Genomic DNA, 14,512 nt, shown 5'->3' on the forward strand with positions numbered 1-14,512 from the left:
CTATTCAAGTTAATTAATCAAATTTTTCGACAAACAGTCCCATAGCGCTTATTTCTGGAATAATTGGCTCCAGGGATTATTTATTTATTCAATTGCATTACTCTTAGTATTCTTTATAGATACCTCTTAATTAAAACTTTAATTATTAACAAGTAAATTGAGTTGCTGCGTCAATTCATTTTTGAAACTCTTTAGTCTATCTACACTTACAACAAATCTAAATCCCTTGTCATATCCATATGAATCACCATCTGAATAAGAACCAATATTAATCCAAACTTCTATATAAACTAGATTTGGCTCATACGTGTCATAGAATATCAAATCAAAGTAACACTCAGAACTTGAAAACTCAGAACGTTCTATTTCAGAATTTGCAACCTTTTCATTAACAATATCTTCTATTGAAGACAATAAGTTTCTAATTTCATAAAGTGTAAGTGTAGACCCTCTTTCTTCTGAATAGCAAAAGCTTTCGTTTTCAACATCAAAAGAAAATGTAAACGGTATCCAATTCTCGAAATCTTCCCTTTCGTATGCGAAGTCTAAATATTCATTTTTCATAACACTAAGAGAAAATAAAATATTTTTTTCTTCATTTATCAAATTAGCCATTTAAACACCTCTAATCATGGTAATGAACTATAACCACCATTGTTACTGCTTTTCCTTTTGAATTTGTTATTACTACGTCATAATAATTACCATTTTTCTTAGCATAAACTGTTCTTCCACCAGGTTGATATACTTTTTGAGAATAATGATTTTTTATATTATTTATTTTCTCTTCACTAAATCCTCGTTGTGTTGCTCATTGTGCTCCATGTATAGTTTTATTATTGCATTGAGTATTGTGCACCCAAACCCCAATATCTGTTACATAATACGTATGATAGTCCTCTACAGTAAAGTTGTAAACTGTAACTGGCTCATCCAGCCTAATGAACTCAACCTTATCTATCGTAAGGTTGCTTCCATCAGCTTTTTGGAGTTTGTCGCCTATTTGTAGTTCATCTGCACAGACCCATCCTTTACTTTCAACCCAAAACGGATGGTTGTCAGTCGTTTCGATTATCTGCTCCCCAACATACAGCTTATTTATAGTTTTGGCATTTGGTAGTTGTTTACTATCATCAAAATTAAAACTTCCTTGAAAATCAAAAAAACCGCCAATTTTTGCTAGAATCCAAAAATTGGCGGTGCAATTCGTGTCGCTAAATTAAAGTACAGAGTCCGGTAATGGGGTTGCTATAGTTTGATTCTTATCTCTAGAACTATGGACACGTAGAAACCCCTTGTCAAATTATTTTTTGCCTAAAATAATAATCATTGCTTTAATCTTCTATACTCGCTTTTTATACGAAATACAAAAGCTCGTTTAGTATCCATTATTCTGATTCAAACAATTCGACGGTATCTTTTAGAAAATCTAATTCGATTTCTAAATCTTCTATCTTTTCTTCGATTTTTCGGGCAAATTTTTCTTTGTCTTTCACCGTTATTTGATCTAGAATTGGTTCTAATAAAGAATATGATCTTCTGCTCACTTCATAGTTACCATTTAAAAAATAATCCACTAAAAGTTCAGCATGATTAACATAATTGAATGGTTCTAAAGCCCCCAATAGCGAACCACGGTGCCCCAAAGTTTCCGGTGATTTTAATAAAGTAATAATCGGTTCAACAACCTCTTCTACACCTAAATCTGATAGTGCAAAAGCAATTGAGTTTCGTAAATTAGGATTTTTTGATTTCAATAAAATTTCTAATAAATATTCTTTGTCTACCATTTCATTTTTTTCAATCATTTCGTCTAATAAATCACTTGCTTCTTCTGCAAGATTATTTTCAATTAAGCCTTTTAATTCATCAAACATTGTAATCTCCTTTCAGAAAGAATCCTAATTTAATTCCAAGTTTAAGCTAAAATTAAATTTCTATTTATCTTCTCTTGTTAAATCCTGCACTAGGTTTCCCTCTATCAACCCATTCATTATAGGCTTCATCCGCAAGTTTTTTATTTGGAATATCACCAATCCCCCATTCTTTTTTACCAGTCCTTTCCCACCATTTTTTGAAATTCTTATCTGTATGACCGTACCATTTATCACGATCTTTCTTCTTTCCTCCCCTAAACTCTTTCCCTTTCACTTTTCCTTTATTTGATGCAATCTTCGCAAACTTTGCTGCACGATAAACGCGCTTCACTTTTCCGATGGGGATAAATTCGATGCCACTGCCCAGGCAATTTGTTTTTTGTTTTTCCCTGCTTTATACGCTTTATAACCATCGTAGATCGCAAAGCCTGCGTTGATAACGAGCCATACCCATTTACCATCTGGGTCTGTTTTCGTTATTGGATTATCATCTCCATATGTGTAACCGTTCATTGTAACGGGGTCATCTTCGTCTCCTGGATCTGGATCACGGGAGATAAAACGGGCTGTTGCTGGGTCATAGTAACGAGCTTGTAAATAGTAAAACTTTGTTTCACTATCGTACACATAACCTGCATAACGAATTGGTTGTCCTTTGATACGACTGTCGGAGGGTTCGGCTGATAGTAGGTTACCCCATGGATCATACTCATATGTCGCAACGGTTGCACCATTTTGGTCTAAGATACGCACGACATCACCACGGTGATTCGTAACGTATTCGAAAGATTCACCCGCTGCGTTTGTCAGACTCACTACTTTACCATTGTTCCAAGTAATCGCCCAAATCGTTTTTTTGTTCGCATCTAAATGTTTACTATGTCTTTTAATATTATATTTAGCAGACTAGCATTATCTGTACTGACTATATTTTATTCGACACTCCATCCCATTAAAACAAAAGATGGCGGTAAAATAACCGCCATCAAAATTATGTTATAACTAGAACAAATATATTTCTCTCAAGATAAACACCTTTACTTAATTTGTTTGCCTATTTCTACCCAAAGTGTTTTATCGAGTAAGCGTCTTGCAAAACGCCATCTTGGCTTATCGCCACGAGCTTCTGCACGCGAAGCAAAAATATAAAAACCTACACCAAAGAGGAATGAAAAAATCGAATAGAATTTCTTCTCAATAAAAATATTAATAAGCATATCAATAATACCATTAATTTCCATTAATTCCACTATAGTCAGGCATCGGGCTTATCTGGTAGGCCATTACATTTATAAACAAAATGCCAAATAACGCTAACCCACGAATAATGTCTAAGGAAACGATTCTTTCTTTTGGAGGTACGGATGAATTCATTCTTAAAACTCCTTATCTTTCATACTTTACTGAGCTATGGCTATCATAACCTCTCATCCTTACAGGAGTTTTTTGAAAAGCTTACAGCAACCTTACATTTATAGAATAGTTTTTTCACTTACAATAATTTTTAATCCCTTTCTACAAGCAAAAATATCACCAAACGATCTGACCTGTTTGTAGAACAAGAAAAAATCCTGCATATATCAACAAAGGATTTTTAATCAAACTTTTTTATAAATGTCGCAACTTTTTTTAAACTTCGCATATTTTTTATAAACATCGTTACTTTACTTCAAATCTACATGTGTCGTTAAAACAGCTGGGGCTGAAATATCCTTCTTCAATGGCGTAGATGAGTGCATCATCCAAACGATCATGAAGGAGCTGAGCAATCAATGAAGCATGATTTTACGAACGTGCAAAACATCTATATTATTTGTGGCAAGACCGATATGCGAAAAGGCATTAATGAAGCAGGCGCTAAAGCGAATGCCATTTGTTTAAGTTTGGCTGAAACGGCAAAAGCAAACGGCATCGATTTCTATCAATACCTAGTGACGTTAATGACAGAATTGCCAAATTTACCGATTCATCAGCAGCCAGAGATTTTAAATAATTACATGCCTTGGTCGAAAAAATCCAAGTCATATGTGCAAAATAGCCATCTATCCGAAAAAATTAGGATAGATGGCCATTCATCGTGTGTACCTAAAAGGTACGTTTTTTTATATTTCGGGCTTACAGTTAAATATCATACAGCGATTACATGAGTTATCTTTAATTGCTATGTAAAATGAGGATTAATCGTCACCCGCCCCCCTATGAAAAAAACCTTGAAAGGCATTTTGCCAATCAAGGTTATTAAAGGGATAACTTTCAATTAATCATTAGTGATTATATAGCATACATTAAACAATATTTTCTTAATTTTTAAATGGTGAATAAAATTACTACGTGATATAGTTCCTTGAATAATCTCATTATCACCACCCTGATATCTAGCTAAGAACATTAAAGTATTAGTTGGAGATTGTTTAATTAAAAACTCTAATATTGCTTCAAACTCTTCCAAATATTCTTTATGAATAACTAATGGAGTTAAGTTATAAATAACATCCTCATCGTCAATCCAAAAAGGAATAGGTAATTTTTCTGACTCTATTTCAAAATCAGAGGTACAAAGTAAAAATGCATTTTTAATCCCCTCATCTTCTTTAACTAATGAGTACCAAATACCTTTTGTTTGACTCATAAATTTCCATGTGCAATCCAATCTCAAAACCATTTTATCGTCCACTTCATTTATTACTTCTATACAAGAGAGAAATGGAATTGGTAATGGTTTTTTTTGATTAGCCACTAATATATTTACTTCAAATGACATACTATCACCTTTCTTACGGTAGAAAATCCTTTATATTCCAATTAGTATCGAACGAAGTCTTTCCATTTCTAGACATTACTCGGATTGTACCATTTGAACTTAGGTGAATATCAGGATTATTACCCACTTTTTTCATAAAGTTTTTATACGGAGAGTTTTTATTGGTAAGATCTTTAACTATATCCTGTTTCACTTGGTGGAACCCCCCTTTCTTCAAGCCAAACTTCTTCTCAATTTCTTTAGCTGAGTAGTTTTTAAAACCATTACCAGAAAAGCCGCAACTATCATGTGTCCAAATACCTAGATTAGATACAAAGTAAGTATGGAAGTCTTTTACCCTAAAGTTGTATACAGTGTCGTGTTCTTTCTTAACCTCAATATTTTTAATGGTTAATTCTTTACCCTTAGAGGTTGTCAGAACATCACCCACTACAAGGTTCTTGGTTTCCACCCAACCTTTGCCAACAATCCAAAACGGATGCTCGTCAGTCGTCGTTATGACTTCGCTACCAACTGTAATATTATATGTTTCCTCAACGTCACGTTGGAAGAGCCATTCGACTTCTTTGTAAGCCATTTCACCTGTCTCATCATCTTTAGCGAGAACCATATCCCCGACTTCAATGTCTTCGATTTTCTTCTCTCCTTCATCCGTTAAAACCTTTGTTCCTGCGATGAAGCAATGACAGACTTTGCTCATACCCTTTCCAACTTTTGCAGTCTTTACTGCGCGAAAAACACGCTTCACTTTTCCAAGGGGGAAAAAATTAGATGCCACTGCCCAGGCAATTTGCTTTTTGTTTTTCCCTGATTTATACGCTTTATAACCATCGTATATCGCAAAGCCTGCGTTGATAACGAGCCATACCCATTTACCATCTGGGTCTGTTTTCATTACTGGATTATCATCCCCATATGTGTAACCATTCATTGTTACAGGGTCATCTTCGTCTCCTGGATCTGGGTCACGAGAGATGAAACGTGCTGTTGCTGGATCGTAGTAACGAGCTTGTAAATAGTATAGCTTTGTTTCGGCATCGTAGACATAGCCTGCGTAGCGAATAGGTTGCCCTTTTATACGACTGTCGGCTGGTTCAGCTGATAGTAAGTTCCCCCATGGATCTTTTCCCTCAAAACCCAAAAAGTATGGAGAAATAATTTCTCCATACTTTGCTAGGACTATCGGAATTTTGCCACTACATCAGTTTTTTGATTAATCTACCATAACTCCCCAACCATCCGAATATCCTCCATGGGGTAAGGCAATTTTATTTAAAATAGATTGTATTTCAACAATCGTGTTATATTGTAGCTTAGCCGAGATATAAACTATACTACTCCATTCTTGTGATTCTTCATCATAAAAAGCTTCGCATGAAAACTCTTTTTTACTTAAATCATTTATTATATTAATTGCGTCTTTTTCACTTGGACACGCAATAAAAAAATCAATGTTATGCTCTAAATTGAAATCAATCCCTTCATCATATAACATTTTCAAGATTTGTCCATCTTCATCACTTGGAAACATCGAGAATTTTCCTCTCCTTTTCTTTCAAAACTTTATCCATTTCATCTGCTTTAATATTATAATGCCGTTTATTATAATAACCAGCGAACACAATATTCGGATGTTCAATGATTGGTGTTAAATCCCCATCAATAATATTTGTATCAAAAAATCTAAAGGACTCTAGTTTAGGGAATTTTTTCAAGAAAGACAAATCGTCAATTGGATAGGTTGAGTTTAAATCTAAAATTTTTAAATTACTCAACTGAAGAAATTCATCATCAATTTTCAATTTTTTAGCATTGGATATAAGTAATACTTCGAGTGTATCTGCTAGCTGACTGACGCCTTTAAAGGAAGTTAAATTTCTACAATAAGCGGTTTCAATTCGTTTTATCTTTTGACATTTTGCAAAATCATCAAAATCTGTAATATTTGTGAGAGATAAATCAACACTCAACAAGTTTGGGAACTCACAAAAATTGTAAAAGTTGCTTCCTTTGCTTTTTTTCTCTTTATATGAGTAAAGCCCAATATACTCCACTTTTTCAAATTCAGGTTTCTTCGCTTTTTCTTTTAAATCCTGTCCATAATAAATTTCTCTTGGTAAATCTGAATAGGGGACTGTACACAATTCCCAAAACTCCATCAACCTCACTCCTTAAAACTTAGTATTTGCCATACCTTTTGAAATGATATTTTCTACCGGGACTACTTATTTTGTTATACATTTTAGCCTGTGGGTTTTTAATGTTTTTACTAGCATTAGTATAATAACCATTCTTTTTCATTAATTTATATTCTGAAATAAAGTCATTTTTATGACCCTTAGTTGTTTTCCAAGAAATAGCTGTTACTTTGGAATCTTTCGAAGTGTATCGCTTCGCGGATTGATTAGCTCTATTGAGATTACCTTTTCCGATGTATTTATACCCGTTACTATAATTAATAACATATGTCCCAGGTCCCTTTACTGCCTTTTTCAGCCCTTTAACCTTTTTATATGTGTTATATACTTTATAAACTCTGTATCCTCCAACTACTATCATTGGTATAAACTGCGCAAATTTCCCATCCGGATCGGTTAACATTACTGGATTAAAGATGCCCTAAAATGTATTGAAAGTGAAAATATAGATCATCAACGTTTCAGGATACAGAAAGGGTGAAGGAAATCATACGAAGCTGAAATCGTTGAAACTTTAGAATGGTGGAATAAGTGAACCCGAGTAAAAATCACAGAACACAGAGATGATAATTTTTATCGTAGTTGAGCTGGTTCAAATTCTGACCAATTGGTTACTTTTATTGGTTCTACACTTTATTAAAATCATCTAAATCGCCAATCTGATGAATATATGGTTTACTATTCTTACTTAAATTTTCTATTATTTCAGTCATCTGAATTCCACCTTTTACTTAATTATTACAAACGCTTTATAATGACTATTTGTGTAGTATGCTGTACCATTTTTACCAATTACAAGTCGTTCTTTCCCTCTATCCTTCTTTTTCGCTAAAGGATTCACATCGTATTCTTTATATGAGGTTTTTTTAGGCAATTCCCCATTTCGATTTTCGTAACGCACACTTGATATTTTGTTCATAAAAAATGATTATTTTATCAGGACATTCAAAAGGATTCTCATTTATTTTTATTTTGAATACAATAAATAGATTCAACATTGGTTACTAACCATAAAAGAGCCCTTTAAGATTATTCTAAAGGGCTCAAAGTATTGAAACAGGGTCATCTCCGTCTCGCCTTATTTTTTTGTTTTACGATATTTAAGTTCATTATTAAAAAAACTTTATTTTAATAAGACATCTACCAATCCATCTCATATAAAAAAATTAAGAACGACAACTATACTAAAAATTCCCCTATTTCAAAAATTTCGTTAGTTACATATATTTTCCCTTGATACTTTTTTGAATTCAATGTAGTTAGAGTATCATAAATAAAGGATTTTAAATTAGGTGCTATTACTTTCCTTTGCTCCCAATCATGCCAAAATGTAATAATTTGACCAACTTCCCCTCCATTTGCTGGGTCTAAATCAATGCAAAGTAAATCTCCTGACGTACTTTCTGCGAACGGTATCCACTTTACATTCCACCAAGACTCCGTTTTAACTGGACCAATTGCTTCTACTGATTCAAAATCATCAAAATCGTTTCGTTCCAATAGATTTTTCATTATTTCCCAAATTTCAATAATATCATGAGTTGACAACATACAATACTCTACTAGAATGCCTACTTCTTCATTATCTTGTCCATTATTATCGGATAAAATATTTCTAAGCTCCATTGGCAAAGTTATTCCAATGGCAATTTCTAACTCATTAATTTCTTCATTCGTAGCACCTAAATTTAGCGAATTTACTATTTTTGGATATTTTTCAAACCAGTTTTTGTATTCACGCCACAACTTTTCCATCATAACCGACCTTTCATATCAATAAGTTTTATTTCCGGGGTCTCCATTGAGTTGGAAAATGTTTTGTCCCTTTACTTGAGTTACATGATCTGCAAGCAGCTGTCAAAGTATTAAGATCGTTGGCCCAAGCTTTTCTAGCTTTAGGTGACATTCCAAAACCTCTAGTATTGTAATGTTGCTTTACAGAAGGATTATGATCTGCTGCTAAGTTTGCTTTACTTGAACAATATGTACAAGTATAGTTATCCCTTTTTAAAACTTGTGTGCGGACATCACTTGTTGGTGTCTTCCCATAATATTTTTTTCTATCATATTTTGCAATAGTTAATCGTTTCGGAATTTGCTTTTTTACGTACTTCTTTATTACATATTTAGCGCCTACTCTAACTACAACTGCAACAACTATAATTAAAGGATTTTCCCCATTTGGATCAGTTAAAATAATTGGATTATTATTCGCATAATTATACCCATTAATACTTGTAGGTTCATCTTCTTCTCCTGGATCTGGATCACGGGAGATAAAACGGGCTGTTGCTGGGTCATAGTAACGAGCTTGTAAATAGTAAAACTTTGTTTCACTATCGTACACATAACCTGCATAGCGAATTGGTTGTCCTTTGATACGACTGTCGGAGGGTTCGGCTGATAGTAGGTTACCCCATGGATCATACTCATATGTCGCAACGGTTGCACCATTTTGGTCTAGAATGCGTACAACATCACCACGGTGGTTCGTTACGTATTCGAATGATTCCCCTGCTGCGTTTGTTAGATTTACTACTTTGCCATTGTTCCAAGTAATCGACCAAATCGTTTTTTGGTTCGCATCTGTGACACGGACTAAATTAGAGCCATCATAATAATAATTGTACGTTGTTGCACCGTCTGTTTTCGATTTTCGTAAACCATCCGGGTGGTACGTATACGTTACTTTGTTCGCTGGATTTGCTACTTCCGTTGTTTGTGTTAGTTGTCCAACCCCATCCCATGTGTAAGTTAGACGATCGTCGTTTATCAAATTACCTTCAAAATCATAGGTAAAACCTTTTATTTCGTTAGCTTCGTTATAAGTGTACGATTTGCCATTTAAGTTTGATAGATTTCCAGCATCATCGTAATCATAAGTAATTACTTTTGTACCATTATCCCATGAAGCCAAACGATCTGCAAAATCGTATTTATACGTATGTGTTTTAGTCCCATCAAAATACGTTTTAATATTACCATTTGCTTGATACTGATAGCGAAGTTGTAGTAAATCCTTCCCGAAAATCGATTGCTTTGTCAATTGACCATCTGTATCAAAATCTAGCAGCTGTGTCGAGCTAGCACTTTGAAGGCGTACAGGCTGACTCGATTCATTGTAGTAGTAATTATAGTTTTTACCACCGGCAGTTGTAATCGAAGTTAAGCGTTGCAACCCATCATAAGCAAATTTTGTGCTAGCATTAACTCCACCCATAGACTCTGTATAAGAAGTACGCAGTCCATTCGCTGGATTTTCTTTTGCTGTTTCATACACATTTGTCAAACTATAGCCATCTGGTGTTTTGGCATATATAAGTCGTTTACTATCATCATAGTTAAATTCATATGGTGCTGAAACGCCATTCACTTGAATTGTTTTTAAAAGGTTATTCTTAAAATACGTTTTATCATATAGCTTTGTACCGTTTACAGATTTTGATTTTTCGTTATTTTTATTATCATATGTGAAAGAAACTGAGGACTTGTTTGTCCCATCACCACTTTCGATTAGTGTTATATTTTTTTCACCATCATACTCGTAATAACGATACTTGCCTATTGGGTCTATTTCTCGTTCGACTGCATTTAAGGCGTTGTATTTAAAGGATGTTACATAACCAAGCGGATTTGTACGACTTGTGACATTCCCTTGTTTATCAAACCCATAAGATGATTTAATAGCCTTAACGCCATTACCTATAGAAATGGATTCTAAACGATCAAGTGCATCATATCCTCTTGATTTAACTACATTGTTCGGGTCTGTTTCGCTTTTTTCATTGCCGTTTGCATCATAGCTAAATTTCGTTATATTTCCTTGTGCATCTGTTTCTTCTGAAAGATTTGTACCGAAATTTGTATACGATTTTGATACGGCTGAACCTGTTTGCTCTACTTTAATATTGTCAAAATAGCCATAGCCTGTCCGATTTTCATAATTAACATATACTTTCGCTCTGACAAAATCCTCGTCTGCAATGAAAGTATTTTTAGCATATTGCCATTCATTAATCGCATGCTCACCTTGCATAAATGGTAGTTCATATTTTTTAGAAGTCCCACTCGCATTTGTGAGGAACAGACTAATTGTGAATTTACCAGTTGTTGCTGCACTCGTCGTATAGCCCCAACCTGAAACTGTTACAGGTTCACCTTTTTTTCCTTTAATTTCAACATATTGACCAGCATATCTTGCTACATTTGCAGTTCCTGTTAATCGTACACTGTAGTTGCCAGCATATTTTACAGCTGAGGTACGTCCATCACCTGTAGCCAGATTATTTAATGTCCAATCATCAGCCGTTGCCCCAGAACCTAACTCAAAGCTCGTATTTTCATTTGCAGCAAATTGATTCAGTGTAGTCCCATACGTTACTTGTGCATCATCAAAATATGCTTTACCTTCCCCTTTAAATAATAAATCGACACGTATATACGCGGTTTCACTTGGTAATGTAAACGTATCTGATAAACGCGTCCAATCAACTGTCCCTGTAATTGGAGCCGATAAGAATTCAATACGAGCCCCATCTTTATTTGTCAGTTGTACTTTACTGCTATTTAAAGGGTAAACTCGTAAACGTACGCCTTCCCCTGTTGCATTTTCAGTTTTTACCTGTGTACTAATTGTATATATTTTTTGCAATTCATTGCTATCTACTGCAAATTCTTGAGAATAATAACCGGCATTGGCAGTGCCACTCAAAGTTAATTGAGCAGATTTATTCCCAGTAAAGCTTGTACTACTTGCCTGATAAGTGCCGGCATTTGAACCAGCGTATCGACTCCAATTTATTGGATAGCCTGTAGTATCAAGTGCTTCAAATTGTGCATTTTCTAAACGATTATAGTTTTCGCGTGTTGGACTAACGCTACGAATAATATTACCGTATTGATCGTACTCATTGAAGTCTGTTAAACCAAAGTTCGTAGTAGTTGATTTTAGATTACTTTTTTCATCGTAAATGTATTTTTCAGAGACCTTACTTGAGTAAGTAATTTTCGTCACATTTGATTTATCATCTACTTCTTGTTTTAAAGATTGTCCACCAGTTGTATCAGCTGATGTTAAATTACCTTTACCATCATATTCTGCACTTGTTGCTACTGATCCTGCTCCCGTATCCTTATCTGGCTCAGATTCTTTTTCTAAAAGGTTTTTATTCCATATATAATTTGTTGTCGTGGCATCTGTTGTACCAAAATTCTCTATAACTTTTTGAACATTTACTGTCGGAGCATCCAATGGTGAATAGGAATACTGTGTTTTATTCCCTTTAGAATCTGTATAAATTGTATAACGATCGTAATATTGTAAAGAACCAAAGATGCTGTCACTACGAGGATCTACCAATTTTGTCACGCGATTCGAAGCATCATCGTATTCAATACTACCCACATTTCCATTGGCATCTGTAACGGATTTTAAGCGTTTTGTTGTTGGATAATAATTAAATTTGATAGTCTTTTCTACTTTTGAACTCTTCGCATACGTAATTGCCTTTAAATAATTTGTTCCATCAACTTGCTCATAATTCAATTCTGTTGTATTGCCATTTAAGTCAGTTACTTTTGAAAGAGATCCATTCACGTTATACGATAAATCAATAGAGCGACCTGTTTCGGCAGTGCCTGTACGCTCCGTAATTTTCACTACACGGGAACTTGTTGGATTTTCAAACGTATAAATTATACGGTTGCCTTTTTCGTCCTTTATTTCATAGTTTCGACCTTGTGAATCAAAGTAACGGATTGTTTCTGACGTATCTTTTAATTCAAAACCAGTAGTTGTCTTTGTTAATTCGTATTCCACACCTTCTGGAGAAGAATAAGTTACATCATCATCATCCTGTTTCTTTGTAAAATGATATCGTGCACCGCCCTGTGTTCGGTATTCAATTATAGATTGATCAGAATTGACAAGTAGTGACTCATGAGCACTAAACATCCATCCTAAACCATAATACATACTATAATTTGAGCGACTGTTGTATGTGAGACCTAAATTAAAAGCACCTGTTTTCCCTTTTACATTAAGGAGCGAAATATCATACACCATATTTCCGTTAATGACATTAACAACACCTGTTCCCTCACCTTGAAAAATATCGGGAGTATATGTCCAGTAATCCGTTAAACCTAATAATTCAGAAGGACGAAACTCCACTAATAATTTCGGTTTACCGAATAATGAGCCATCATCTGTTATTAACTCAGTAGAATAGTAACTTTTTCGAGTTGCAGTACCCTCTAATGAATCTGGATACTTTAACATAACACCATAGTTTTTCGAAGGTGTTTCATACCATTCTTTTACTAAATCTGTTATTGGAAAATAACTATAGCCTTGTGTGGATTGTTTACTAGAAGCTACTACTGTCGGAGCATAAGTTGGTTGATTAGCCCATGTTACACTTGTTGATGCAAATGATGATGTTAGCTTATGCATATTTACTTGTGTAGCATCACTTGCTGCAATTTGATAAACCCCAAGGGAAGCACCTGTTACAACCCCATTTGGGATTGATGGCAATTGGAATTTCAGCAAAGATCTAGTTTTTCCAATAGTAGAATGTTGTCCAACAAATAAATAGTCGGTATTGTGGTAGTTGTATGAAGTACCGCTCGCAACAAATGTGTCTTCTGCTTGGAAGACATCGATCCAAGGATCTATTGTAACCGGATAAACACGAGCTGGGTCCTTTAAATAGGCTTCATCTGCAGTTATTGTCAGAAGATAGCCTTCTCCTGTTTTTTCAATATCTTGTGTAATTTCATGTGAAATAGCCCCTTCAGGACCTAATTTCGTATTCGAATCATACATATATGGTCGTTCAATTAAGAAAACGAACTTACCTTTTTTATCATAAAAATGAATGCTTCCATCCTCTTGTTTAACTGCCTCTAAATCTTTAACATGTAAATCAAACTGAAATACATTTTTCCCCTGATACGATTGTAAAATAATATTTTCTTTTACTTTTGACCCTTCAACTATATATTCTAATGAAGCATCTTTTAAAGCATCTTCATAAATAATTTGATTCTCTGTTACAGTGGGCTCAACTGCCTGCAAATCTGTATATTGTTTATCATCTTCAGCATTATCAACAAAGTTTACGGTCATTTGATGATCATTTGCTTGATAAGTAAAAACTTCTTTCTCATCTTCTGAAAATGGTTTTTTAGGAAACTTTACAGAGAATGCATTTTCCTTATTCTCATAATGTTGCCCGTCTTTTGATTTTAAAAGTTTATTGTCGATTTCCTTCCATTCACCATTTTCTTCATAGTGAATAGGTTCAAGATAAACCTCAGCTAAATATGTTCCATCATTATCAACATATACTTTTGAAGTTTCATCTCTCAAACTAGGAACTTCTGTTAAGCCCACCTTCTCCTTTCCTTTGTCGTCTTTTTCCATCATAAGATTATAGTTAGACGGAACCTTTTCTTTGTTTGAATCGTCTTGCGTACTGCTAGGTTTTTCAGCTTTTGCTTCTTCTAAGTTATAAAATGGTATTGAACTAAAAATAAGAATAAAAACCAAGAAGTAGATAAAACCTTTAAACCAAATATTTCTCTTTTGTTGCACTATCTTCTCTCCTTTTCGATGATATGAAAAATACTCCACATATTTTTCTCAAAACATTATCATCGAAAGAATAGTA

Annotated in this window: 13 protein-coding genes and 2 pseudogenes; 1 reads left to right on the forward strand and 14 read right to left on the reverse strand. The window is 34.3% G+C overall.

Annotated elements, in window-relative coordinates; all coding sequences use genetic code 11:
• Window positions 1–138: 138 nt before the first annotated feature.
• The 6 genes and pseudogenes from ACIQLB_RS01840 to ACIQLB_RS01865 all read right to left on the reverse strand — a co-directional run.
• The gene (locus ACIQLB_RS01840) at window positions 139–615 is read right to left on the reverse strand and encodes a WapI family immunity protein (RefSeq protein ID WP_400720181.1); all 477 of its coding nucleotides are present in this window, start codon (window positions 613–615) and stop codon (window positions 139–141) included.
• 196 nt (window positions 616–811) lie between these two features.
• Complete coding sequence (locus ACIQLB_RS01845; protein WP_400721645.1) at window positions 812–1,186, reverse strand: polymorphic toxin-type HINT domain-containing protein; 375 nt, start codon at window positions 1,184–1,186, stop codon at window positions 812–814.
• Window positions 1,187–1,388: 202 nt separating this feature from the next.
• Window positions 1,389–1,877 (reverse strand): HEAT repeat domain-containing protein, encoded by a 489-nt coding sequence (locus ACIQLB_RS01850; protein ID WP_400720183.1) that lies wholly within the window; start codon window positions 1,875–1,877, stop codon window positions 1,389–1,391.
• A 64-nt stretch (window positions 1,878–1,941) separates the two neighbouring features.
• A complete protein-coding gene (locus ACIQLB_RS01855; protein WP_400720185.1) occupies window positions 1,942–2,208 on the reverse strand; it encodes a hypothetical protein in 267 nt (88 codons plus the stop codon).
• Window positions 2,205–2,768, reverse strand: a complete 564-nt coding sequence (locus ACIQLB_RS01860) for an RHS repeat domain-containing protein (protein ID WP_483869700.1) — start codon at window positions 2,766–2,768, stop codon at window positions 2,205–2,207. Before ACIQLB_RS01860 ends, ACIQLB_RS01855 begins: the two co-directional genes overlap by 4 nt.
• Before the next feature lie 188 nt (window positions 2,769–2,956).
• Window positions 2,957–3,251, reverse strand: a pseudogene (locus tag ACIQLB_RS01865) (DUF418 domain-containing protein); the annotation flags it as partial.
• Window positions 3,252–3,721: 470 nt separating this feature from the next.
• Here ACIQLB_RS01865 and ACIQLB_RS24610 point away from each other — a divergent pair.
• Window positions 3,722–3,915 (forward strand): annotated as a pseudogene (locus ACIQLB_RS24610) (transposase domain-containing protein); the annotation flags it as partial.
• Between the two features lie 219 nt (window positions 3,916–4,134).
• Here ACIQLB_RS24610 and ACIQLB_RS01875 read toward each other — a convergent pair.
• The 8 genes from ACIQLB_RS01875 to ACIQLB_RS01910 all read right to left on the reverse strand — a co-directional run bounded on the left by ACIQLB_RS01875 (window position 4,135) and on the right by ACIQLB_RS01910 (window position 14,436).
• Window positions 4,135–4,638, reverse strand: a complete 504-nt coding sequence (locus ACIQLB_RS01875) for a hypothetical protein (protein WP_400720191.1) — start codon at window positions 4,636–4,638, stop codon at window positions 4,135–4,137.
• Between the two features lie 13 nt (window positions 4,639–4,651).
• Complete coding sequence (locus tag ACIQLB_RS01880) at window positions 4,652–5,779, reverse strand: polymorphic toxin-type HINT domain-containing protein (RefSeq protein WP_400720193.1); 1,128 nt, start codon at window positions 5,777–5,779, stop codon at window positions 4,652–4,654.
• Between the two features lie 72 nt (window positions 5,780–5,851).
• Window positions 5,852–6,169 (reverse strand): ribonuclease E inhibitor RraB, encoded by a 318-nt coding sequence (locus ACIQLB_RS01885; protein ID WP_400720195.1) that lies wholly within the window; start codon window positions 6,167–6,169, stop codon window positions 5,852–5,854.
• Window positions 6,156–6,797 carry a leucine-rich repeat domain-containing protein gene (locus ACIQLB_RS01890; RefSeq protein WP_400720197.1) on the reverse strand — a complete coding sequence of 214 codons (642 nt, stop codon included), beginning with the start codon at window positions 6,795–6,797 and terminating at the stop codon, window positions 6,156–6,158. Before ACIQLB_RS01890 ends, ACIQLB_RS01885 begins: the two co-directional genes overlap by 14 nt.
• A gap of 19 nt (window positions 6,798–6,816) precedes the next feature.
• Window positions 6,817–7,197 carry a hypothetical protein gene (locus tag ACIQLB_RS01895; RefSeq protein ID WP_400720199.1) on the reverse strand — a complete coding sequence of 127 codons (381 nt, stop codon included), beginning with the start codon at window positions 7,195–7,197 and terminating at the stop codon, window positions 6,817–6,819.
• A 366-nt stretch (window positions 7,198–7,563) separates the two neighbouring features.
• Window positions 7,564–7,755, reverse strand: a complete 192-nt coding sequence (locus tag ACIQLB_RS01900) for a ribonuclease domain-containing protein (RefSeq protein ID WP_400720201.1) — start codon at window positions 7,753–7,755, stop codon at window positions 7,564–7,566.
• A gap of 260 nt (window positions 7,756–8,015) precedes the next feature.
• Window positions 8,016–8,594, reverse strand: a complete 579-nt coding sequence (locus ACIQLB_RS01905; protein WP_400720203.1) for an SMI1/KNR4 family protein — start codon at window positions 8,592–8,594, stop codon at window positions 8,016–8,018.
• Between the two features lie 25 nt (window positions 8,595–8,619).
• The gene (locus ACIQLB_RS01910; protein ID WP_400720205.1) at window positions 8,620–14,436 is read right to left on the reverse strand and encodes a DNRLRE domain-containing protein; all 5,817 of its coding nucleotides are present in this window, start codon (window positions 14,434–14,436) and stop codon (window positions 8,620–8,622) included.
• Window positions 14,437–14,512: the final 76 nt, after the last annotated feature.

The organism is Lysinibacillus sp. NPDC092081 (assembly GCF_044755845.1).
Taxonomy (GTDB): Bacteria; Bacillota; Bacilli; order Bacillales_A; family Planococcaceae; genus Lysinibacillus.